This is a genomic window from Candidatus Dormiibacter sp., from assembly GCF_050999135.1.
Classification (GTDB): Bacteria; Chloroflexota; Dormibacteria; order Dormibacterales; family Dormibacteraceae; genus Dormiibacter; species Dormiibacter spiritus.
On record NZ_JBPCPN010000050.1, the window covers coordinates 48,816 to 71,085 of the forward strand.

The following is a 22,270-nucleotide window of genomic DNA, read 5'->3' on the forward strand; positions in this document are numbered from 1 at the left end:
CTGTCGTCATGAACCTCGTCGGCTCAGCCTGAGCGCTGACGCGATCCGGAAAGCTACCTGAACTTGAGGTAGTAGATCAGCACAACGGCGAGGACGAATGCCGGGTAGTAGAGCCGGGACAGGAAGGCAAGCCGGTTCAGCGCCACAGTCCGCCTGTCGTCGTAGTAGCGATCTCCCAGAAGTCCGATCAGAAGGCACGTGCCGGATAGGAAGATGAAGGCGTAGTAGCCCCACTCGATGGCCACTGTGTACTCGACATTCGGCAGCGAGCCGGTCACACCGCTCAGCAGCACAGCACCAGTGAGGATGCCCGTGATACCGAAGGAGACGCGGGCTCCCGTCTGGTTGGCCGGGAAGAACAGTGACACATAGGTCACGAGCGCCAGCAGCGCGAGGGGCAGCAGGTTCTTGACCAGGAAGGAAGACAGATTGCGCTCGATCGAGAGGTCGGTGACGAACTGGGAGTACTCGATCCCACTGGCCGGGACTTCCCGCTGCGGGCCCCCCAGCAGCGATGTGTTGCCGACCGACGCCCGATAGAACTGCAGCTCGATGGGCTGCCAGTTGTCGATCGAATTGATGGACTGTGAAGCGTTCGCCCCGCTGGTCAGCCGTTCGCTCTGGGGTTGCGTCAGCAGCACCGAATCAGCGACGTAGACCACCTCGGCGGAGGACAGGGTCTTGTTCTGGATGGCGATCGTCAGATCCTGCTTGTCGAAGGGGAAGTTTCGGAAGTCCAGAGTTGCCTTGAACTTGCTGTTGACTCGGTACAGCCGGTAATTCACGCCAGCCGTCGTCTCAGAGCGCAGCGGCTCGCCGAGACTCAGCGAAGGATCGACGGCATTGACAAACGTGATGTTGGCGGCGTCATCGCTGCCTATGTACTTGAGCCAGAGAAAGAAGTCGGCACTGAACGTTTGCGCCTGCTGGTCCAGATCGCCTACCTCATTCATGTTGACGCCGGTATAGACGATGCGCTTGCGCACGAGGTAGCCGTTGCCGGCCTGGATCAGGTCACCGGCCGCGAGCTTGCGGGCGAAGTCAGGTCCGGCGCTGGCCCCAAACGAGGCGAGCTGCACCGGTGCGGAGGTGAGGTCCTGATTATTGGCGATGCCCACATCTATGGATCGGACCGCGGAACCAGCCGGGCTGAAGTAGAGAGGCCCGGTCAGACCGGGTATGGCGTTGTCCCGATTCTTGAATGAGGCCAGGGCATCCCGAATCCGCTGCCGAGCCGCGCCGGCGTCCTTGGGCGGTCCGCTGACGCCGGTGTCCCGAAGGACCTGAACCGCAGCGATGGCGGCGTCGTAGCTGGTCAGACCGCGCCAGCTCGGCTCGGTCCCGAACCTCGCCTGGAAGTCGTGATACCAGCGGAGGCCGTCACCGGTCAGGCCGTCAATCATGGCAGGAGTCGCCACATACATGCCATCTGTGAAGGCGCCAGGCGTGGCCTTCTCCTCGGGCTGATCGCGGAAAGAGTCGAGGAAGGTCACGTCGCCCAGAGAGTCGCTGCCCAGCAGGAGCGGATGCAGGTTCGCCTTCTTGAAGCCGATGACCACCTGCTTGGCGAGATCGGGCGACATCGCGAGGACCACTGGTCCCGGGTTGGGATCGGCCTGCAGCTCCTGGATCGCAGGGCTGACAGTCGCTTGGTCGATGACACCGGTGGCAGAGTTGAGCTGGATCACGTGCTTCAGGTGGCCGCCCTGGGTGTAGGCGGCCTGGAAACCTGCGAAGAGGTTGCTGCCGTAGGTCCGGTTGCCCCAGATGACGCTCGCCTCCTTGTGCCCCAAGACGTCCCGGAGATAGGCGGCCAGGAGGCTGTCCTCGTCGTGGTTGTCGAAGATGGTGCTGAAATACCAGGGGCTGGCCTGGGTGACCGCATCAGTTGTGGCGGTGGCCGAGATGGCCGGCATGTGAGCCTGCTGGTAGACGGGACTGGCGGCCAGCGACGCATCGCTCGTGCGGTGGCCGATCACGAGGAGCGCCCGTCCGTCCTTGACTATCTCCTGGGCGCGCAGCCGCGCCTCGGCGGGATCGTCCTTGTCGTCGTAGAGAAGCAGGGAGACCGGGTGGCCGTGCACACCTCCGTGCGCGTTGACTTGATCCAGGTACATCTGGACGCTGCCGGCCATCTCCTTGCCGTAGGCAGCGGAGCTGCCCGACATCCCGGCCACCAGGGCGACGTACACAGGGCTGGCCCCGTTGGACCTGCTCAGCACTATCCCCATGCTGCCCAGCGCAATCAGCGCCACCAGGGCGGCGCTGGCGCCGATCAACCAGCTAGGGCGGCGACGCCAGACCGAAACGCGCTCTTCAATCAGCCGGGACGGGGCCGGCGGCTCCGCCAGGTGATCCAGTTCGGGCGGGTGTTTCTCCGGCACCGACCGCAGCCGACGCGCGGCGTCGCGCGCCACGCTCCTGTCATTGGCGTCGCGCGCCCGCTCCAGGCAGTACCGCCGTTCGCCGTCGTTCCTGGCCAGTGAGGCGAACCAGAGCCAGGCGCGTTCGTATTTCGGGTTGAGTTGGATCGCCTCGGCGAGCAGCTGGCGGGCTTCATCAGAGTTGCCGTCGTTTGCAGCCTGGATCGCCTGTCGCGTGAGCGAGAGCGCAGTCGGCGTCTGATCAGCCATCGGCCTCCCTCGGGCCAAGGGCCCCTGCCGCTCCCACCGTCACGGTTTCGCTATCGGCCCCGGGTCTGCCCGCTGTGCGACACGGTCGCCAAGTGCCGCCAGCTGCGTGTCATCGGGGATCGTTCCTTCGGGCGTCAGCGCATTCACCACGTGCGGTAAAGCCTGGGCGAGCCCCGCCTTTACAGCCTCGGGCGACTGACCCGCCTGCTGAGCCACGGCCTCGATCTTCTCGCCGCCGAGCATGCGCTCGATGTCGTCAGGGTGGAGCGGCTGGTTCTCGCCGCCGACACCCACGACTGGGCCTTGTCCCCCAGACCCGCCGCGCTGCATTTGTCGACCAGGCCCTGAAGAGCGCCTCTCCCCCCAGCGCCCCCGAGCAAATCCTCCATCGCGTTGCCCATGGCGTTTCCTGCGCCTTCGCCCAAGGCGCCGCCGGGCATCTTGCCAGTGAGCTGCCCGAGCATCGCCGTGACGGCGGGCATCGCCCAATCGGGCATGGGCCGGGAGTGCTCATCGCCGCTCGGAGCGAGCAGTCTGTCGAGCTCATCGTCACTCATTCCAGTCGCGTCAGACATCACTTTCCCCTGAGTCGCTGAGCCAAAGGCAGATGTCACTATGTGTAACCGGCACAGTTGGCTTCACGAGCGGTGCCCGGTTTAGGCTCGGGCAGCCAGTTCCTGGAGGGCCTCTCCCGTCAGGCGGTAGACAGTCCAGCCGCTCCGCGGCCGCGCCCCCAGTTTGTCGTAGAAGCCGATGGCCGAGTCGTTCCAGTTCAGCACCGACCACTCCAGGCGTCCGCACCCGCGCTCCTGGGCCAGGCCCGCCAGTTGAGCGAGCAGCTTGAGACCCACTCCCCTACCGCGCTGCTCGGGTCTGACAAAAAGGTCCTCCAAGTAGAGGCCAGGCCGGCCGAGGAAGGTCGAGTAGGTGTGGAAGAACAGCGCGAAGCCCAGCGGCTCCCGCTCCTGCTCAGCGATCAGCACCTCGGCATAGCGCTGTTCGCCGAAAAGCGTGAGGCGCAGGTCGGCTTCGGTCATCACCACCTCCCGCGCAAGGCGTTCATATGCCGCCAGCTCCCGGATGAAGCCGGCGATCAGTGGCACGTCCTGCTCGGTGGCGCTGCGAACGGTGACGCTCACACTTTCTCAGTCACGCGGTACTCCAGGTACTTGCCCAGGAGCAGCCGAGTGTGCGCCTCCAGGGCGGGCAGGACGCTCAGCATCAGGCCCACCACCGGGTAGCTGAAGTACTGCAGGTAGATGAGAAAGCGCCGAGCCCGGCTCCAGTGCGCTGGTTTGGGCGGCAGCATCAGGTGCTCGAGCGCTATGAGCGCCAGAACCGTCGACAGGGTGGTTGTCAGGATGGCGAGGCTGTAGATCCAGAGATGCTGGCCCAGATCGGTCAGGGAGAAGTCGACGCTTGCGTACACCGGGATCGACGCCCCGAACATGAGGAGGATCGGCAGGAAGATCCAGTTCAGGTGGTTCAGGTAAAGGTTGAGGAAGCGCCGCAGGCGCGCCGCCAGCGGAATCTCGGGGTGGTTGAACAAGCGCTTGAGCACGTAGGGGATGTCGGTGATGCCCCAGGACCAGCGCTTGATCTGGTTGTACTGATTCAGGTGGGTGGCGGCGTAGTCGCGCGACTGCGGTGAATCTCCGTAGAGCGGCAGATAGCAGGACACCACCTTGAATTTCGTGCCGAATGTGAAGAACGACTTCCAGTAGAAGCGGGAGTCTTCAGGGATGACGTCCTTGTCCCAATAGCCGACATCGTGCACGAACTTCAGGCTGCACGTGTAGCTGGAGAAGGCCACCAACCGGTGCGGCTGGGAGTGGAGGAACATCTGCCACTGCGTGGTGCTGGCGGACATGACGCGGACAGCTGTGGGCACCTGCCAGATGTTGTTGTGGAACATGGGCACCGGCTGCCAGATGACAGTTTCCCGGTCAGGATGGCGCGCGTGGTGCCAGCTGATCCAAGCGAAGTACTGGGGGTGGACGCGGTAGTCGGAGTCCAGGTCGGTGATGAGCACCTGTCGGAGGTCATAGCCGAGCTTGCCGAGACGCTTCACCATGTCCTTGCCGCCATGGTTCATGGCCGCCGACTTGCCGGGAACCAGCGGCGGCTCCATCGGGTCCTTGATGTGGAAGAAGCCGGCGAAGTGGTCGCCGAAGGTCTCCTGCAGGCGCGCAACGTTGACCCAGCCGGCCTTATCGTCCACCCGCGTGATGACGCCGACCAGCTTCAACTCCTTCGGATAGTTGGCTTCCGCGATGGCCCGCACGGTCCTCTCCAGCACCGCGTAGGGCTCCGTGTAGGTGGGAATGACGCTCAGGTGGTGATAGGAGAGCGGGTCGACCACGCCTTCAGGGACAGGCTGCCGGCAAAGCTCCAGCCAGTCAGTCGCCATGTCACGCCGCATGCGCACGTAGGTGGACCAGATGCCAGTGATGACCATGAAGGAGCGAACGAACCAGTAGAGATCGAAAACCAGCACGGCGATGGCCACCGCGAAAGCTCCGTTTGAGGCGAACACGATGGGGATCCAGGCAGGGGCCAGCAGGAGGATCCAGGTGCTGCCGCCGGGGATCGCTTCCAGCAGACGATCGCCCGCCTGGCGCAGGGGCGAGGGCTGGGGCGGCGCCAACGGCCTGGCTACAGTGGACATCCGGCCCGATTATGCAGCGGCCTCAGGTCTCCACCGGCAGGAATACCTCGACCACCTGGCCGCTTTTACTGGTCATGAGCAACCTCCCCAAGTTCGAAGAGGCAACCTTCGACGACACAGTCCTCAAGTCAGACAAGCCGGTCCTGGTGGACTTCTACGCCGACTGGTGTGGGCCCTGCCGCATGATGGCCCCGGTGATCGACCAGCTGGCGAGTCAGTTCGAGGGCAGGATCACAGTCGGCAAGCTGGACGTGGACCACGCCCAGAGCATCGCCATGCGCTATGGCGTCATGGGCATCCCCACGCTGGGCGTCTTCAGCGCCGGCAAGCTGGTGGATCGACTCACCGGCTATCCGGGCCCCGGCGCGGTCCGCGCGTTCGTGGAGAAGCACGCAGCTCAGCCGGCTCAGCCCTAACGTTGACGGCCGGTTTGGCCGGCCGTCTTGTCGGTCGAGCTGCGCAGTTGGCAGGTCGCCCAGCATTCGATAATGGGCTGAGCGTGCCCGCCTACCTCCTCGCCAACGTCAGAGTCACCAATCCGGAAGCCTATGCCGAGTACAGCCGGCAGGTGCCTGCCACCGTCGCCGCGCACGGCGGCCGCTTTCTGGTCAGGGGTGGCCCGGGCGAGGTGGTGGAGGGAGAGTTCTCGCTCCAGCGGCTGGTCATCATCGAGTTCCCTGACCGCGATCGGCTCCGAGCCTGGTACGACTCCCCCGAGTACCAGGCGATCTACCCATCCGGCAGGCGAATGGTGAGTCGACAATTGTCTTCCTGGACGGTTATTCAGACCCCGAACTGGGCGCTCGGGCCTGATATCAGCCGGCACCTGCGGCATCCGGGCGTCAGGCGCTGGGCGAGCCTAAGGGGGTGAACTGGCCGGTGTCGACGCCGCTCTCGGCACGGATCACATGCATCACAGCGTTGATCAGCGCCAGATGGGTGAAGGCCTGGGGGAAGTTGCCCAGGTGACGGCCGCTCCGGGCGTCGATCTCCTCCGCATAGAGCTGGAGCGGACTCGCGTACGAGAGCAGCTTCTCGCAGAGCTGACGGGCGCGAGCGACCTCGCCGATCTCGACCAGCGCCGAGACCAGCCAGAAGGAGCAGATGGCGAAAGTGCCCTCTTCGCCGCTGAGCCCGTCGTCTGTCTCCTCGACCTTGTAGCGCAGCACCAGCCCGTCCACTGTGAGCTCATCGGCGATGGCGAGCACCGTCGCCTTGATCCGAGGATCGTCCGGGGCGAGGAAGCGCAGCAGCGGGATCAGCAGCACTGACGCATCCAGCGCCTTGGTTTCGTAGTGCTGGACGAAGACCCCGCGCTCGTCGACGGCATGCTCGCAGATGTCCGCGTGGATTTCGTCAGCGATCTTCTGCCAGCGCGCTGCCAGGTCCGTGTCGGCGTGCAGCTCGGCCAGCCGGGCGCCCCGGTCCAGGGCGACCCAGCACATGACCTTGGAGGAGGTGAAGTGGCGCGGCTCACCACGCACCTCCCAGATGCCCCGGTCAGGCTTCTGCCAGTTCGCTATGGCAGCTTCGACGGCCCTCTTCAGGATCGGCCAGACCAGCTCGGGCAGATAATCGCGGGAGCGGGTGTGCAAGTAGACGGAGTCGAGCAGCGCTCCCCAGACGTCGTGCTGCCGCTGGCTGTAGGCGCCGTTGCCCACCCGCACCGGTCGCGCCCCCTCGTAGCCGCTCAGATGGTCCAGGGTCCGCTCGTCCAGCTGTTTCTCCCCGCCGATGCCGTAGAGGATCTGGACGTCGTCAGACTCCTTGGCGACGTCCGCCGTGAAGTAGAAAAAGTCGTTAGCCTCGCGGGCGAAGCCGAGCGTGTAAAGCCCCCAGAGCATGAACGTGGAGTCGCGGATCCAGGTGTAGCGGTAGTCCCAGTTGCGCTCGCCACCTGGAGTCTCAGGCAGCGAGGTGGTTGCCGCCGCCAGCACGGCCCCGGTGGGGGCGTAGGTCAGGCCTTTCAAAGTCAGGGCGCTGCGCTGCAGGTAGCTCTGCCAGGGATGTTCGGGAAAGATGCCGTGGTTGATCCAGCCGCGCCAGAAGTTGGCGGTTCGCTCGATCCGCTGAAAGGCCTCCTCGGCGGTCCTCGGCGGCGGGTGCTCGGCCAGGAACTCGTCCGACGCCGAGAACTGCGAACGCGGCCAGCAGAGCGCTGCGAAGGCGGTCTCGCCCTCGCGCAGGGTCTTGGTGGCGTGGGCGCCGGGCCCCTCGAAGCCTACGCGCAGGTCGGTCACCAAGCGCAGGGGAACGTCCGTCTTCCCGCCGGTGGCAACCGCCTCGTCGTAGCCAGGCCCCGCATAGGACCAGCTGGCGCCCGTCTCACCGTAGTTGAAGACAGGCTCGCAATCGAGGCTCAGCTCGACGGTGCCGATGATGCAGCGGGCGGTGCGCACCAGCATGTGCTCCGCCTCGTGGTCGGTCGGCGGCCGGCGGTGGGTCCCGGAGCGCCGGTGTTCGTGGTACCAGGGACCCAGGCAGAGCGCGTCGCGGATGATCAGCCAGCCGGTGCGAGTACGCCAGGTGGTCTCCAGGACCAGGGTGCCGGGGAGATAGCGGCGGCCGGCCGGAACCATCGACCCGCTGGGTCCGAACCGGAAGCTGCCGGCCGCCCTGTCGAGCATGGCGCCAAAGACGCTGGGACCGTCAGGCCGGGGCAGGCAGAGCCACTCCACGCGGCCGCCGGGGGCGAGGAGCGCGTTGACCTCGCAGTCCGACAGGAAGGCGTACTCGGCGATCGGAGGATAGGCGCTGGCGGTGGGCATCGCCTCTACGCCGGCGAGGCCCTGAACCTGGGCCACCTCCTGAAGCTGGCCAGCAGCCTGCTCACCGTCGACGGGATGGCCGGCCGCCTTCAACGGCGTGCTCATCTTTTCGCTTCTCTCGGCTCCCACGCGCCGATCATAACTGCGGTGACCCCGAAGCGCCAGTCCTCCGGTTTAAAGGTCCAGTCGCCAGCGGCAGGGCTGAGAGAGTGGCAGCTGCCGATGCCTAGTCGGGCCGCCAACCCCATCTCAGCGAACCGCTCAAGAGATCTCCCACTCTTGCCAATCGTCAGGTCGAAAGGCGGGGTTCATCCCGGCCGGTTCACGGCGTCCGGGACGACACCGCAACGGCGGCTTCAAGGCGACCAAACCAACTACGGCAGCTGCAGGCGGTTCGGCACCGGCCGGGTGGGGTTCTGGAAGGGGAGGCCAGCCTCCCCTTGCCTTCCTGCCTCCCCTTGCCCTAATGTCCCCACATCTCGCGCTGCTGGTGCTGCACTGTCGCCGCGCCGTGCTCGCCGGTCCTGATCCGGACGGCGTCCTCGACGCCGATTACAAAGATCTTGCCGTCACCCACTTCGCCTGACTCACCGGTGCGGGCGGCAGCTGCCATCTTATCGATCACGACTGGCACAATCTCCTGCCGCATCACGGCTTCGACCTTGAGCCGGGGCCTGAGTGAGATGTTCACCGAGGTACCGCGATAGCGCTCTGTGTAGCCGCGCTGGGCGCCACAGCCTTTCACCTCCGTCACCGTGACGCCCGATACGCCGCATTCATCGAGCACGTCTTGGACTGCCTGGAGATGCTCGTGCCGGATGATCGCGATGACCATCTTCACGCCGGTTCCACCTCCTGCCGCTCCGCCTCTCTCAGCTTGACGCGCCGACTGCTCAAAGCTTCCTGACCGGCAGGGCGGTAGGCACCGCCCGGCACTGGCATGAACGCCTCGGGATAGCCCCACATGCCGTGCTCGCTGATGTCCAGGCCGTCAAGTTCGTCGTGAGCTTCCGCTCTCAGGCCGACAGTTCGCTTGATGAGCCAGAAGATTCCGTAGCTGAGTCCGAAGGTGACCAGGAAGGAGCCCGCCACAGCCACCGCCTGAGCGCCCAGCTGATGCACGCTGCCTGTGTAGAAGAGGCCGCCCTCACCGACACCGTTGAACTTGGCCAGCGCCGGGACTGTGAAGAGTCCGCAGGAGAGAGTGCCCCAGATTCCCGCCAGACCGTGGGCGGAGAGACAGCCGACCGGATCGTCGAGCTTCTTGTCGATGAGCGGGATCGCCACCACCACTATGGTGCCGGCAACTGCGCCGATGACGATGGCCGCCCAGGGCTCGACGTAGCCCGAGGGCGCTGTGATGGCGACCAGCGCAGCTATCGCGCCGTTTCCGATCATGCCTACATCGAGCGTCCGGCTGGTCAGATAGATGCCCAGCAGCGCCGCCAGGGCGCCGGCGGAGGCCGCCAGCTGGGTGGTTATGACCACGTCGGCAAAGTGCAGGTTCACGGCATTCAGGGTGGAGCCTGGGTTGAAGCCGAACCAGCCGAACCAGAGGATCAGCACCCCGAGCTGGGCCAGGGGCATGTTGTGACCGGGGATGGCGTTCGGCCGGTGGTCCTTTTCGTACTTGCCCAGCCGCGGACCGAGCAGCAGTAGCCCGGCCAGCCCGGCGGTGGCGCCCGTCAGGTGGACAACTGTGGAACCGGCGAAGTCCTGTGCGCCCAGTGTGGCCTGGAGGAAACCGCCGCCAAAGAGCTGGTGGCTGATGAGCGGATAGATGATGGCAGCGAACGGGATGCCGAAGAGCACGTAGACGATGAACTTTGTGCGCTCGAGCATGGTGCCCCAGACGATCGCCAAGGAGACCGCGCAAAAGACGAACTGGAACATGAACTTGGCTGCGGCGGGGGCTGTGCTGCCCGACATGGCGGGAAGGTTCAGCGTCGAACCGGGCGAGAAGGTGGGAAAGAAGTTGCTGCCGCCGATCAGGGGAAAGAGCCAGGTGGCGGCCGCCCCGAAGGCCAGCGCAAAGCCGACAGCCCAGTAGGAGAGCGCTGCGACACTGAAATTGGTGATGACCTTGGCCACCACCGTGCCCACGTTCTTCATGCGGCTGAAGCCGACTTCCAGCATCGCAAAGCCCGCCTGCATGAACATGACGAGCACTGCGGCGACCACCACCCAGACGGTGTCGGCGCCCACGCTCGCGGCCTGAGCGACCTGGCCCGGGTCCTGGGCGGCAGCCTGGACGTTGAGCGGGAAGGCGAAGAGGAGTACGAGCGGCAGCAGGAGCACTTTCCAGGCTTTCATGGCCGCACAGTAACCTAGCGGGTCGGGGGCTGGTTGCGGTCTATTCACACAGCTTTCCGACCGCGAAGTTGGTTCAAACGCATGATGGGCTGTGGGGGTTGCCCTCTAGCGACACCGCCTCGCGGGGCGGACCGCCGTCAGTCGACTGTCTGGTTGCTGGCTGGTGGTCGGTAGTGCTGGAAGGCGGCAACCCAGTTGCTGGCGATGTCGTGGCGGGCCTGCTCCAAGGGCAGCCCGCCAAAGCAAACGCGGCCGTAGAGGTAGTACTCGAGGTCGTCCTTCCGCTGGGAGCCCCAGTATCCCGCTCGTGGCTGGGGCCAGAGGTTGCGGGTGTCGGTCGGGCTACCGCCCAACCCAAGTGGGATCAGGTGATCCTCCTGGTAGTCAGAGGCCTTGCCGGGGCGCCCATACTCCCGCATCTGCTGCTTCTTCAGCTGGTCTGTGTAGGCAGGCGGCGGCCTGACAGTCTTGGTGTAGCCGCCCACACAGACAGTGGTCTTCAGCGTTTGCTGGGTCACCTTGGCATCGGCCATGCCAGGCGTCAGGTCCGGGTTTGGCAAATCCTCGGGAGGCACCACGGTAGGCGCGGTGGGCGCCGCCACAGGCGCATGGGCCGCCGTCCACTCCTGATAGCCGATGCCCGCCACCACTGCTACGATCAGGAGACCGACCAGAAGGCCGACCAGCTTCCCCACTGCCAAAGTGTGACCCAGCGGTGACGCAGGCATGCCCTCGGGACGACCTGCCGCAATCGCCTCCAAACCTTAGTTGGATGGTTTAACTAGTGCGGAGCCGGTCTTCTCTGTGTGCCTCGTACACAGAGAAGAATCCTCCGACAGCCTAGCCTGAAGGCTGGCGAGCAAACAGCTCGCCGGCCCACCATGTGTCCCAGGAGATGCCGATGGCTATCGACGTAGAAGCGAAGAGAGAGACCAGCCCCCGCGACGTACTGCAGAAGGCTCGCGCAGCGGGCGTCCGGGTGGTCGATGTGAGGTTCGTGGACCTGCCCGGCCAGTGGCAGCACTTCAGCCTGCCCCTCAGTGCTCTCGACGAGGAGGCCTTCCAAGAAGGCCTGGGCTTCGACGGCTCCAGCATTCGCGGCTTCCAAGCCATCAACGAGAGCGACATGCTTCTCATGCCCGATCCTGACACAGCGACCATCGACCCGGTTCTGAAGGTGCCGACCATGTTCATCATCTGCGACGTGGTCGATCCGGTGACGCGGGAGCCGTACAGCCGCGATCCTCGCTTCGTGGCCAAGAAGGCTGAGTCCTACCTCCGCCAGACTGGCATCGCCGACGTCAGCTACTTCGGCGCCGAGGCGGAGTTCTACATCTTCAACAGCCTGCGCTTCGATCAGAACGCGAACAGCGGCTACTACTTCATCGACTCGGAGGAGGGCATCTGGAACTCCGGCCAGGATGGCGGCGCTCCCAACCTGGGTTACCGGCCGCGCTTCAAGGAAGGTTACTTCCCGGTGCCGCCGACCGACAAGTTCCAGGATCTGCGTTCAGAGATCATGCTCAAGCTGATCGACGCCGGCATCGACGTGGAAGTCCAGCACCACGAGGTGGGCACCGCCGGCCAAGCGGAGATCGACCTCCGCTTCAACTCCCTCACGAAGTCGGCCGATACGATGCTCGTCTACAAGTACATAGTCAAGAACGTCTGCCAGCAGCATGGCTATGTGGCGACTTTCATGCCCAAGCCGCTCTTTCAGGACAACGGTTCAGGCATGCACTGTCACATGAGCCTCTGGAAGGACGGCGAGACGCTGATGCACGACGCCGACCAGTACGCCGGCCTGAGCGACCTCTCCCGCTGGTACATCGGCGGCCTGTTGAAGCACGCCCCCGCCCTGCTCGCCTTCTGCGCGCCCACCACCAACTCCTACCGGCGCTTGGTACCCGGCTACGAGGCACCGATCAACCTGGTCTACTCCCAGCGCAACCGTTCAGCCTGTGTGCGCATCCCGGCTTACTCGCAGAGCCCCAAGGCCAAGCGGCTGGAGTTCCGCTCGCCCGACCCCAGCGCCAACCCCTATCTCGCCTTCGCGGCGATGCTGATGGCAGGATTGGACGGCATCCAGCGCAAGCTGGAGCCGCCTGCCCCCGTGGACAAGGACATCTACGAGCTGGAGGGCGAGGAGAAGGCAGCCATAGCCAACGTGCCAGGCTCGCTGGGCGAGGCGCTGAACGCGCTCGAGGCCGACCATGAGTTCCTGCTCCAGGGCGACGTGTTCACCGCCGACCTGATCGAGACCTGGGTCGAGTACAAGCGTAAGCGCGAAGTCGACCAGGTGGCGCTGCGGCCGCATCCCTGGGAGTTCTTCCTCTACCACGACGCCTAGGCACTGAGCGGATCAGCCCTGCGCCTCAGCGGAAGGCCGGGGCTGTCGGCGTGCAAGCGGTTTGGGCGGGCGGCCCCAAGCTGCCCCCCGTACGTTCGGGAGCGCTAGCGCAGGTCGACCTGGACGAATTGTTCTTCGCCGGCCATCCGGCGCCAGCGGGCGCGCAGCGCGGCCGGGCTGCCGGTCTGACTGCGGTGCAGCAGCCGGGCGCGGATCTTTTCCTCCAGCTCGTCCCGCACGTCGACCACCAGCCCGGCGCCGGTTCCGGCGAAGAGCCACGCTTCGGCGGTCTCATGGGGCGCTCCCAGCTCCGGGTACCAGAGCCGGTCGCGCGCGCAGGGCCAGGCCGCGTCCAGGGCCACGCGGCCCACGGCCCGGTGGTCGGGGTGCTGGCGATATCCCGGCGTCGGGTCGAAGGTGAGCAGCACCTCGGGCCGGCTGCGCCTGATCTCCCGCACGAGCTCACGCCGCAGCTCGAGGGACTCCACCACCTCCGCGTCAGGGTGCCGCAGGAACTCGACCCGGCCCGCCCCGAGGACGGTGGCGGCCGCCAGCTGCTCGCGCTCTCGAGTTGCGGCCAGCTCGGCGCTGGTCGCTTCGGGCTCATGGCTGCCCTTGTCGCCCGATGTGACCAGGACGAAGTCGACCAGGGCACGCCGCCCGGTCAACCGGAGGACCGTGCCGGCGCAGAAAAAGTCGATGTCGTCCGGGTGGGCGACGATGCAGAGGGCACGCCGCACCCGGGGGTCGTCGGGCCCGCTGAATTTGGAACGCTTGGCCAAGGCTTGGGACGATATTGTGACGAGAGTTGCTGCGGACGACGCTGAACCTTGACGAAGATGATCATCTGGCCCACCACAGTGGGCGGACCGAACCCGGCGAGCGGAGGCCGGGCTGCGGCAGTCAAGCGGTTTCGGCCAGCCTTCCCGCGACGCGGCCGGTGGACTCGATCACCTGGTCGATCTCGGCGTCGCTGAGACAGGTGGGCAGCGCCGCCATCAACCGCGGCGCGAACATGACACCCTCGTTCATCATGGCGAGGAAGAACTCGCGGCTCAGCTTCTTATCGGCCGCCGCGAGCGAGCGGTAGTCGCGGACCGGCCGGCTGCTGAAGTGGATGTTGAGCAGCGAGCCGGCACAGTTGACCTGGGCGGCCAAATCCTGGCTGTCGAAGGCCTCCTGGAGCCCGGCCCTGAGCCTCTCCCCCTTCCGCTCAAGCTCGGCGAAGACGGGCTCGGTGAGCTCTCGCATCCCGGCCAGCCCAGCTGCCATGCCCAGCGGATTGCCGTTGTAGGTGCCCCCCTGCGGGAGCGAGGCCGGGCGGCTGGGATCGAGCAGGGCCATCACATCGGCCCGGCCGCCGAAGGCTGCGACAGGCAGTCCGCCGCCGATGATCTTGCCCATGGTCGTCAGGTCCGGGATCACGCCATAGCGCGCTTGAGCGCCCCCGTAGGCCACCCGAAGCGAGATGATCTCGTCGAAGATCAGCAGGATCCCGTGCCGGCTGGTCACCTCGCGCAGCCGCTCCAGAAAGCCTGGCTCGGGCGCTATCACGCCGCCGGAGCCGAGGATGGGCTCGACGATGACTGCCGCCAGCTCGGCGGCGTGCCGGGTCAGGATGGCGGCGGCCGCATCGGGATCGTTGAAGGGCAGCACTACCGTCGCGGCCACCGCGGCCGCGGGGGTGCCCGACGAGTCAGCGACCGGGCGCGGCTCACTGGCGGGGCCGGCCAGCTCTGGCTCGGGATGGGTCGAGACCTCGGCGAAGTCATGGGTCCCGTGGTAGCCGCCCTCGCAGCGGGCGGTCTTCGGCCGGCCCGTGAATGCCCTGGCCAGCCGCAGGGCGAACATGGTCGCCTCAGTGCCTGAGCTGCAGAAGCGGATGCGCTCGACGGAGGGCACACGGTCGCAGAGAAGGGCCGCCAGCTCGACCTCGAGCGGATTCGTGGCGGCAAAGCCTGTCCCTTGGGCAGCCTGCTCCCTGATCGCCGCCACGATCGCGGGGTGGGCGTGGCCCAGGATCATGGAGGAGTAGTTGCAGATCAGGTCCAGTCGCTCGACGCCGTCCACGTCCCAAACTCGCGCACCCTGGCCGCGCTCGATGTAGATCGGATAGGGCTCGACATAGGTGGTGGTCCGCGTCGTCCCGCCCGGCATGAGCGCTCGGGCCCGCTCGGCCAGCTCGCGGGATCGGGGGCTGCGGCGCCTGTACTCGAGCTCTGCCTCAGTGGTCATCAGCCCAGCATGGCAGGGCCGGGCGGTGGCGCTGGCTCCTGTTGAATAGTGCCGCCGCAGATGGTGGGAACGGCGCCGCCTCGCGGAAGCGGCGCCGTCCAGGGGAGGGTTCCCTACGAAGTTGCTGGTGCCAGTGCCGGTTCTCTGACGCGACCCTTGTCACGAACCGACCGCAGCAAGCCCAGGGCGAGGCCGACCAGAGCTGCATAGACGGGGACTGCCTGAACAGTACCCAGGAGCCGAAGACCAGGCAGCGGCACATTGCTGAGAAACAGGAGGGCCGCGGTGGCCATGAAGGCCCAGCCGATCCAGCGCGCGTAGACGCCAGCCCGCAAGGTGGCGATTCCGAACAGGACGCAGCCGACGACTTCCGCAAGCTCGGTGACAAGTCAGGTCACGATAAGACCCCCGGGCGGGCGGCTCGCGATGGCCGGGGGCAGATTCGGGATGAGCAGGGCGTTGGCCATGTCCGAAGCGACTCCAAAGACGAGGATCACCAGCGCCAGCAGGACGTAGCCGGCCACGCCCAGAATGCCGGCCCGCTGTGCCTGGCGGCCGACGGCCACCGGCAGGCAGATGATCACGAAGAGGTTGCCGAGGAACGCGACCAGCGCGCCCGCCACCGTGACTGTCGCCGTCGCCTGGTGCCCGGGCAGGGTCTGGAGGACATCCGCCACCCCTGCCACAGTGGCGCTGACGAGCAGCCCGATCCCCGCCGCTCGATTGATCTGTACCTGTGTCATTCCGACGTACCTCCTGGATGATGCTGCCGCCGCGCCGAGGCTCTGCAGAACGTGGCCAAGCACGCCCCCGCCGCAAACGCGGCGGTCAAGCTCACCGCCCGGGAAGGGTGGCTCGGCTTCGAGATAGTCGACGACGGCCAGGGCTTCGACGCCTCGGTGGCAGCGTCAGGCACCGGCCTGCAGAATATGCGCGACAGGCTTGAGGCTCTCGGCGGCCGGCTCGAGGTGCGCACCGGGCCCGGGGGCACTACAGTCACGGGTTCGGTGCCCATCGAGTCGGATCCCCGCCCCTAGCTCTCACTGGGCGGCTCCACCCGGTCATGCGACAAGGTCGCCGGACAGTTGCCTCCTACACGCGCCCGGACTTACGATTCCGGAGATGGCATTCCAGGGCTGGAAGGGTGACTTCGTCGGCTTCTTCCGCGGCCTGGAGCTCGACAACTCCAAAAGCTACTTCGAGGCGCATCGCGAGCAATACGAGCGCGACGTGCGCAAGCCGATGGAGGAGCTGGTCGCCGAGCTCACACCGCTCCTCGGTCCAGCCAAGGTCTTCCGGATCAACCGCGACCTCCGCTTCTCAGCCGACAAGTCGCCCTACAAGACCAACCTCGCGGCAGTCGTCGGCCCCCTCTACATCCACCTTGACGCCCGTCTCTTCTACCTAGCCACCGGCGCGCACATGCCGAGCGGCGCGTGGCTGACGCGCTACCGGCAGGCGGTCGCCGGAGACGCCGGCGCGGATCTCGCCCGCCGCGTGGCAAGGATGCGCGCCGCCGGCCTCAATGTGGGCGGCAATGAGCTCAAGACGGCGCCGCGCGGATACGCCGCCGACCACCCCCGCATCGAGCTGCTGCGCTGGCGCGAGGTGGGCGTTGGCAGGCGCTTCCAGCTCGAGCCCTGGATCGCGACGCCGGCGGTGAAGGACCGCGTGATCGCCACCTGGGAGGCGATGCGTCCGCTCGCCGACTGGCTGTCGGAGCACGTGCCCCAGGTATAGAGCGAGACCCAACCCGTCGCCCCGCCGGCTCAGCTCTGAACGAGCACCCCCCGCCTCAGGCGCCCAGCATCGCGTGAGCCCGCAGCGCGATGGCAACTGCCACGCGGGTTTCCGGGTCGCTCAGCGAGAGTCCTGTCAGCTTTTCGATCCGCTTCACCCGGTAGTTGATGGAATTGATGTGGATGCCCAGGGCGCGGGCGGCGGCGCGGCGCACCCAACGGGCCGCGGCCAGAGCTTCCAGCGTCTCCAGGAGCGGCGTATCACGTGATTCGGCGTAGGTCAGCAAGGAGCCGAGCACATCGCTGACGAACCCGCGCAGGGCCTCCGGTGACTGCACCTCCAGCAGTAGGCGGAAAGCGCCCAGCGACCTGTAGGTGGTCACCTGGCTCCGAGCGCCGGCCCGGCGTGTCAGCCGCAGCGCCTGCCGTGCCTCAACGTGAGATCGCGCCAGCTCGGAGACCGAGCCGGCTAGGTTGCCGACGCCGGCCGACGCCGTGACCGGTTTCAGCACGGGGGCGGCCGCGGCTCGAAGGTGCTCGGCCAGCTTCTCGGCGGCAAGCAGATCCGGCGTCTGCTCCCCCGGCGCCAGGACGACTGCCCCTGTCGAGCGCACCATGGCCAGGCCGCCCATGAGACGGCGCTTGAGGACTTCTCCCAGAGCGGCATCCAGGCGATCCTGCCGGGCGGGGTCGTTGCGGCCCGAATCGACCGCCTGGTCGTCAGGCTCGATCACTATCACCCACGCGCTGTGCGGAAGCCGGTGGCCCAGGCGCTCCGCCTGAGCGGCCAGCCGTTCCATCTCATCCTCGGCCAGGCCTCCAGCCAGCACCTCCTCGACCAGATCGCCACGCAGCCGTCTCTCCACCTCGGCCGCGGCACGCTCCTTGGAAAGCTCCAGTGCCAGGACTGTGGAGCCGTGCTCCAGCGCGCGCCGGCGTCCCTCCTCGTCGAGCACCTGCTCAGGCACCGCGACCGCGAGGAGGCCCAGCAGATCGGCGCCCGCCCGCACGGGAACCACGTCCAGCGGCCGCGGCGGCCGCCCGGCGTGGATTCGGAACTCGCGAGCGCCGGAGCTCAACAGGCTCACTGGCACGGTGAGCCGGCCGGGCAGCCCGTCACTGCTGTCGCCTGCGCCCCGGACCCGAAAGCCGCCGAGAGAGTAGAGGGCGGCCCGACCGCTGGCCAGCGCCCCCACGGCTTCCAGGATGGCCGGGATCCCGGCGCCCTCCAGCGAGAGCCGGGTGAAGCGCTCGTGCACGTCATGGGAGAGCTGGATCTCCCGCAGCTGTTCCTCCAGGCGCCGCTGCAGCTCGCTTCGCTCCAGGATCCCGGCGACCTGGCCAGCTATGGCCTGCAGGAAGTCCACGTCGCCTTCTGTGAAGTCCCGGCGCTCGACCGACTGCACGTTCAGCACGCCGACCAGGCGTGGACCTGACTCGATGGGCACCGAGAGCATGGAGTGAAAGCGCTCCTCGTCTAGCCCCGGGACCCACTTCCAGTGGGCGTCCTTAGCCACCTCGGCGACCAGCCTCGGCTGGCGGCTCTGCGCGACCCAGCCGGTGATGCCCTGCCCCAGCGGCAGGATGGAGCGCCCGATCATTCGCTCGTTGAGCCCGTTGGTGGCCGTCAGGACCAGCTCCCGCCCTGACTGGGAGAGAAGGTAGAGGGTGCAGACGTCGGTGCCCATGGCCGAGGTGGTTTCGCGGATGATGAGGGAGAGCAGCTCCTCCGAGTTGACTGTCGCGGCCGCCTGGCGCGACAACCGCTGCAGGAACTCGAGCTCCCGCAGGGCGAAGTCAACCTCGGCTCCAGAGGCGGCCGTGCGCCGCTGGCTCAACTTGGCCATGAGGTACATGTTGACCCAGGTAGTCCGCTGCCGGGCGTTGGCTGCCTTGGTGCGGGTCAGGATCGGGCAGTGCCGGCCTCACAGGATCCGAGCGCAGACCGCTGAGTACCAACGATTGCTGCAATCACAGAGGAGGCTTGGTGCCCGAGGCAGGACTCGAACCTGCGGCCAACCGCTTAGGAGGCGGTTGCTCTATCCCCTGAGCTACTCGGGCTCATTCAGAGCGGCTCGACCTCTTATCAGAGCGGCCTCAAAGGCTACCGGTTTCAGCCGGCCGCGCCAACACCCGGCGGAGACCACCTTGCGAGAGCCTTCGGCCGATGATTGAGCCCGCGCGGTCGGGAAGTGAGAGGATCGTCGGATGAGGCTCGCCATCGTCTCCGACATCCATGGCAACCTGGCCGCGCTGGAGGCGGTGATCGCAGATCTCGAACGCCAGGGCCCGGACCTGGTGGTGCACGGCGGCGATCTCGCTCTCAACGGCCCTCGTCCCGTCGAGGTGCTCGACAGGGTGCGTGCCCTGGGCTGGCCTGGGGTCGTGGGCAACACCGACCAGGCGCTCCGGGCACTGCCTCCGTCACTTCCGGACAGCGCACTCGCGGCATTCGAGGAGATGGCGGCCGCGACCGCGCGATGCTCGGTCAAGAGCGTGTCGCCTGGCTGCAAAGCCTTCCCATGGAGTGGCGACGCGACAGCGAAGTAGCGCTCGTCCACGCGGTCCCAGGCGACACTTGGAAAGGCGTGATGCCTGACGCGCCCGAGGAGGAACTCCGCGGCTTCTACGGTCCACTCGGCGCTGGCCTGGCCGTCTACTGTCACATCCACCGACCGTACATTCGGCGGCTGCCGACCTTGACCGTAGCCAACGCCGGCAGCGTGGGGCTGCCCTACGATGGCGACGCCGGTAGCTCCTACCTGATCATCGAAGACGGCGAGCCAAGCGTTCGCCGAGTGGAGTATGACCTCGATCGGCACCTCGCCGACCTGAAGGCGTCCGGTTATCCGACGGCGCGCTGGCTGGCCGAGCAGGCTCGCACCGCCAGGGGCGGCTTCCCGAAACTGGACTGAGCGGCCGGGTGCCGCCAATGCTGGCCACCGGGCGGCATGGCCGCGCTAACTTAGAGGGGTGGCCGAAACCTATGAGCTTGGACCGACCGATGGCCGGCTGACGGTTCGCACCTTTCGCGAGGGAGTCGCCGCGCGGGTGGGACACGACCTCGTCATCGAGGTGACGCGCTGGAGCGCGGTGGCGTCTGTCGATCAGTCGCAACCCGACAAGTCCAGTCTGACCTGCAAGGCGGATGCGCGATCGCTGGAGGTTCGGGAGGGCACGGGCGGCGCCAAGGCGTTGACTGATAAAGACCGCCGAGACATCAAGGGAAACATCGACAAGCTGCTTCAGGTGGATAGATTTCCTGAGGTCAACTTCGCCTCCCAGCGGGTGGCGGAACAGGCCGGAAATGGTTATGTGGTGGAGGGTGAGCTCGAGCTGGCGGGAAGCCGCCAGCCGCTCAGGCTGGAGCTTACTGCCCGGCCGGGGGGTGGATTCCACGCCCGCTGCACGCTGGTTCAAAGCGAGTGGGGCATCAAGCCCTACAGAGGGTTCATGGGCGCCCTCAAGGTGAGGGACGCGCTCGAGTTGCAGGGCGAGGTTCGGCTGCCGGAGCGCTGAGTGCGATCAGGCAGCGCGTCGAGTGAGTTCTCAAGAGGACTGATCGACCGCTCGGGTTACGCGAGCGAGAAATTCGCCGAAGGTTACGATCGCCACCGCCTGTCTCCGCCACCGGCCGTCCTCAAGATCTTGACCCTTGTCGCTCAGGCTGAGCGGCCGCGTCTCGTGGTCGATCTAGGTGCCGGCACAGGCCTCTCCACACGCGTCTGGGCGGGATATGCCGAGCAGATAGTGGGCATCGAGGCAAACGCGCGCATGCTCAAGTGGGCGCGGCGCGTCACGCAGGAGCCGAATATCCGTTACGTGCAGGCATTCGCGAGCAATACAGGCCTCTGCGCGGGTTCAGCCGACCTTGTCACCTGCGCGCAGGCCTTCCACTGGATGGAGCCGGCCGCTGTCCTCCGGGAGGCCGGTCGGATCCTGCGCAGTGGCGGGGTGTTCGCGGCTTACGACTACGACGTCCCCCCTGCCATCCACCCCGAAATCGATCCTGCCTTTGCCGTCCACTTCGCCGCCCGGCGACGGGCGCGCGAGCGACTTGGGCTTCAGGCGGGCTCCGCCACGTGGCCGAAGGAGCAACACCTGGAGCGCATTCGGGAGAGCGGGCTCTTCTGCTCCGCTCGGGAGATTGTGTGCCACGGCTTCCAGGAGGTTGACGCGGTGAGGGTCACCGGGCTGGCCGAGAGCCTGGGCGGACCGCGCACCATCTTCGGTGAGGCGGCGCCGGAGGTCGAGGAAACGTTCGTGCATCTGCGGGAAGCTGCCGAACGCGTCCTCGCTAACCGTTCGTGGCCGATGGTTGTCAGTTATCGGATCCGACTTGGCGTCAAGTAGTAAGGCCTTCGCGGGAGCCTGGCGGTGATTAGCGAGACACTGTGCGCTTGGGATCCGAATAACGCTCGTACTGCAGCCTGAACAATTCGATCACTCCGGCTGCGTCCTGGGCACTGGACATCCAGCAGCTGACCCAGCCAGTTTCGGGCAGCACGTGGTGAGGAGTTCCTCGACCGGCGGCAATCACATCGTCGTGTAGCTTGCGGGGCAAGGGCAGGTCGGCCAGGCGGTCGCCGTGCACGTGGCCCAATTCTTTTCGGCCGTAGCGATATTCGGTTCCGCCGAAGCGATGAGGTATAGCCTCGATGCCCGGCACAGGACGTGACCGTCTGCCTGATCAGCTCACCAGCTCCGCTCATGCTCGCCTCTCTGCTCCAAACACGACCGTCGCGCTCTCAGAGGCGCCGTTTCATGAACCACTCCCGGTATTCGTGACATTTGCCGTTTGCGTCAAACGTGAGGAGAAAAGCGTTTCCCCATTCGCCATGGCTAGAACCGTCCTCGTTGAAATATCGGGTGTAGCCCGTAGCAAACGCACGGTTCCCATCGACCAGGACGGGCCGATATGCCGTCTCGAAACGCCGAGGCATTTCCACGCCGAGCCACTCGTCGACAATAGCCTGCCGACCGTGCAGGCCTTCGTCGAAGGGGTCTGCGTAGTACGTGGCGTCGGGCGTGAACAGGTCGGCGATCAGCTCCGGCTCGTTCGCTCGCCACGCATCCACATAGAGTGCGAGCCATTGCTGGACCTGGTCCGAATTCATGATACCGTCGCGGGCCTCACGCCTTTCCCTAGGATAACAAGGCGGTTCGGGTGGGGTGCAAACATCTCATCAAGAGTCTGGGGCTGCTCAGGGAGGCTACGGGTTTCCTGGCATGTTGCCCAGCTATTTGTCGGATGGAGCAGCAGCGGGTGGACTCAATGCGGCGAGCGCGTGAATTCTCGAGACCTGTGACGAACCGCAGGCATCGTCCAGCCCTGACTGAAACTAGGGTCGCCCAGGGAGATCGCTTATTCGCTTTGGTCTTGTAAAGAATCGCCGGTTTCGCTTGCGCTACGAACATACGTTTGGTACAGTACAGATATGGAAGGGCCGCTCTGCAACGACCCCGCGGACGAGCCGGAAGCACACGCGCTCTGCGAGCTGGCCGCTCACATCCATGCCGCCACCGCTGAGTTCAGTGAACGCGTCGCCGCTTTCGATCTCAGG

General features: G+C 66.2%; 23 protein-coding genes, 1 tRNA gene and 1 pseudogene. 9 read left to right on the forward strand and 16 right to left on the reverse strand.

From position 1 onward, the window contains the following. Positions 1-53: 53 nt before the first annotated feature. From ACR2MZ_RS12430 to ACR2MZ_RS12445, 4 genes are all read right to left on the reverse strand, one after another. Entirely contained in the window at positions 54-2,633 is a 2,580-nt protein-coding gene (locus ACR2MZ_RS12430; RefSeq protein WP_434005350.1) for an ABC transporter substrate-binding protein, read from the reverse strand. Positions 2,634-2,672: 39 nt separating this feature from the next. Next, positions 2,673-2,963, reverse strand: a complete 291-nt coding sequence (locus ACR2MZ_RS12435; RefSeq protein WP_434005351.1) for a YidB family protein — start codon at positions 2,961-2,963, stop codon at positions 2,673-2,675. Positions 2,964-3,289: 326 nt separating this feature from the next. Beyond that, the gene (locus tag ACR2MZ_RS12440; RefSeq protein ID WP_434005352.1) at positions 3,290-3,772 is read right to left on the reverse strand and encodes a GNAT family N-acetyltransferase; all 483 of its coding nucleotides are present in this window, start codon (positions 3,770-3,772) and stop codon (positions 3,290-3,292) included. Next, on the reverse strand, positions 3,769-5,301 hold the full coding sequence (locus ACR2MZ_RS12445) for a glycosyltransferase family protein (RefSeq protein ID WP_434005353.1): 1,533 nt from the start codon (positions 5,299-5,301) through the stop codon (positions 3,769-3,771). Before ACR2MZ_RS12445 ends, ACR2MZ_RS12440 begins: the two co-directional genes overlap by 4 nt. A 74-nt stretch (positions 5,302-5,375) precedes the next feature. Between ACR2MZ_RS12445 and trxA the strand changes: the two genes are divergently transcribed. Further along, a complete protein-coding gene (gene trxA / locus ACR2MZ_RS12450; RefSeq protein WP_434005354.1) occupies positions 5,376-5,717 on the forward strand; it encodes a thioredoxin in 342 nt (113 codons plus the stop codon). 83 nt (positions 5,718-5,800) lie between these two features. After that, positions 5,801-6,172, forward strand: coding sequence for a DUF1330 domain-containing protein (locus tag ACR2MZ_RS12455; RefSeq protein ID WP_434005355.1), 372 nt, complete (start codon positions 5,801-5,803; stop codon positions 6,170-6,172). Here ACR2MZ_RS12455 and ACR2MZ_RS12460 read toward each other — a convergent pair. From ACR2MZ_RS12460 to ACR2MZ_RS12475, 4 genes are all read right to left on the reverse strand, one after another. Continuing rightward, the gene (locus ACR2MZ_RS12460) at positions 6,144-8,174 is read right to left on the reverse strand and encodes a glycoside hydrolase family 15 protein (protein ID WP_434005356.1); all 2,031 of its coding nucleotides are present in this window, start codon (positions 8,172-8,174) and stop codon (positions 6,144-6,146) included. The genes ACR2MZ_RS12455 and ACR2MZ_RS12460 overlap by 29 nt on opposite strands. 358 nt (positions 8,175-8,532) lie before the next feature. Beyond that, entirely contained in the window at positions 8,533-8,904 is a 372-nt protein-coding gene (locus tag ACR2MZ_RS12465; RefSeq protein WP_434005377.1) for a P-II family nitrogen regulator, read from the reverse strand. A gap of 2 nt (positions 8,905-8,906) precedes the next feature. Further along, positions 8,907-10,382, reverse strand: a complete 1,476-nt coding sequence (locus tag ACR2MZ_RS12470) for an ammonium transporter (protein WP_434005357.1) — start codon at positions 10,380-10,382, stop codon at positions 8,907-8,909. A gap of 137 nt (positions 10,383-10,519) precedes the next feature. Next, the gene (locus ACR2MZ_RS12475) at positions 10,520-11,083 is read right to left on the reverse strand and encodes a hypothetical protein (RefSeq protein WP_434005358.1); all 564 of its coding nucleotides are present in this window, start codon (positions 11,081-11,083) and stop codon (positions 10,520-10,522) included. A 200-nt stretch (positions 11,084-11,283) separates the two neighbouring features. On the opposite strand from ACR2MZ_RS12475, the gene glnA reads away from it, so the two are divergent. Then, a complete protein-coding gene (glnA, locus tag ACR2MZ_RS12480) occupies positions 11,284-12,732 on the forward strand; it encodes a type I glutamate--ammonia ligase (RefSeq protein ID WP_434005359.1) in 1,449 nt (482 codons plus the stop codon). A 104-nt stretch (positions 12,733-12,836) separates the two neighbouring features. Here glnA and ACR2MZ_RS12485 read toward each other — a convergent pair whose 3' ends face one another. The 4 genes from ACR2MZ_RS12485 to ACR2MZ_RS12500 all read right to left on the reverse strand — a co-directional run bounded on the left by ACR2MZ_RS12485 (position 12,837) and on the right by ACR2MZ_RS12500 (position 15,710). Further along, the gene (locus tag ACR2MZ_RS12485; RefSeq protein ID WP_434005360.1) at positions 12,837-13,514 is read right to left on the reverse strand and encodes a PIG-L deacetylase family protein; all 678 of its coding nucleotides are present in this window, start codon (positions 13,512-13,514) and stop codon (positions 12,837-12,839) included. 121 nt (positions 13,515-13,635) lie between these two features. Continuing rightward, positions 13,636-14,967: an aspartate aminotransferase family protein gene (locus ACR2MZ_RS12490; protein ID WP_434005361.1), complete on the reverse strand. Its 1,332-nt coding sequence runs from the start codon at positions 14,965-14,967 to the stop codon at positions 13,636-13,638. Positions 14,968-15,080: 113 nt separating this feature from the next. Further along, positions 15,081-15,302 carry a hypothetical protein gene (locus tag ACR2MZ_RS12495; protein WP_434005362.1) on the reverse strand — a complete coding sequence of 74 codons (222 nt, stop codon included), beginning with the start codon at positions 15,300-15,302 and terminating at the stop codon, positions 15,081-15,083. 54 nt (positions 15,303-15,356) lie between these two features. Continuing rightward, on the reverse strand, positions 15,357-15,710 hold the full coding sequence (locus tag ACR2MZ_RS12500; RefSeq protein ID WP_434005363.1) for a hypothetical protein: 354 nt from the start codon (positions 15,708-15,710) through the stop codon (positions 15,357-15,359). 42 nt (positions 15,711-15,752) lie between these two features. Here ACR2MZ_RS12500 and ACR2MZ_RS12505 point away from each other — a divergent pair, with 42 nt between their 5' ends. Next, positions 15,753-16,004, forward strand: a complete 252-nt coding sequence (locus tag ACR2MZ_RS12505; protein WP_434005378.1) for an ATP-binding protein — start codon at positions 15,753-15,755, stop codon at positions 16,002-16,004. Positions 16,005-16,089: 85 nt separating this feature from the next. After that, positions 16,090-16,707: a DUF2461 domain-containing protein gene (locus ACR2MZ_RS12510; protein ID WP_434005364.1), complete on the forward strand. Its 618-nt coding sequence runs from the start codon at positions 16,090-16,092 to the stop codon at positions 16,705-16,707. A gap of 55 nt (positions 16,708-16,762) precedes the next feature. On the opposite strand, the gene ACR2MZ_RS12515 is transcribed toward ACR2MZ_RS12510, so the two are convergent. Together ACR2MZ_RS12515 and ACR2MZ_RS12520 are read right to left on the reverse strand one after the other, a co-directional pair. After that, positions 16,763-18,553 carry a helix-turn-helix domain-containing protein gene (locus tag ACR2MZ_RS12515; RefSeq protein ID WP_434005365.1) on the reverse strand — a complete coding sequence of 597 codons (1,791 nt, stop codon included), beginning with the start codon at positions 18,551-18,553 and terminating at the stop codon, positions 16,763-16,765. 138 nt (positions 18,554-18,691) lie between these two features. Continuing rightward, positions 18,692-18,767, reverse strand: a tRNA-Arg gene (locus ACR2MZ_RS12520). Positions 18,768-18,914: 147 nt separating this feature from the next. Between ACR2MZ_RS12520 and ACR2MZ_RS12525 the strand changes: the two genes are divergently transcribed. From ACR2MZ_RS12525 to ACR2MZ_RS12540, 4 genes are read left to right on the forward strand one after another with little or no spacing between them, the layout of a single operon-like run. Further along, on the forward strand, positions 18,915-19,256 hold the full coding sequence (locus ACR2MZ_RS12525; RefSeq protein ID WP_434005366.1) for a metallophosphoesterase family protein: 342 nt from the start codon (positions 18,915-18,917) through the stop codon (positions 19,254-19,256). Between the two features lie 41 nt (positions 19,257-19,297). Next, positions 19,298-19,621, forward strand: a complete 324-nt coding sequence (locus ACR2MZ_RS12530) for a metallophosphoesterase family protein (protein ID WP_434005367.1) — start codon at positions 19,298-19,300, stop codon at positions 19,619-19,621. A gap of 58 nt (positions 19,622-19,679) precedes the next feature. Further along, entirely contained in the window at positions 19,680-20,225 is a 546-nt protein-coding gene (locus ACR2MZ_RS12535) for a YceI family protein (protein WP_434005368.1), read from the forward strand. Next, entirely contained in the window at positions 20,226-21,059 is an 834-nt protein-coding gene (locus ACR2MZ_RS12540) for a class I SAM-dependent methyltransferase (RefSeq protein ID WP_434005369.1), read from the forward strand. A 28-nt stretch (positions 21,060-21,087) separates the two neighbouring features. Here the strand turns inward: ACR2MZ_RS12540 and ACR2MZ_RS12545 are convergent. Together ACR2MZ_RS12545 and ACR2MZ_RS12550 are read right to left on the reverse strand one after the other, a co-directional pair. Then, a pseudogene (locus ACR2MZ_RS12545) lies at positions 21,088-21,418 on the reverse strand (luciferase domain-containing protein). Positions 21,419-21,454: 36 nt separating this feature from the next. Further along, a complete protein-coding gene (locus ACR2MZ_RS12550; RefSeq protein WP_434005370.1) occupies positions 21,455-21,823 on the reverse strand; it encodes a YybH family protein in 369 nt (122 codons plus the stop codon). Positions 21,824-22,270: the final 447 nt, after the last annotated feature.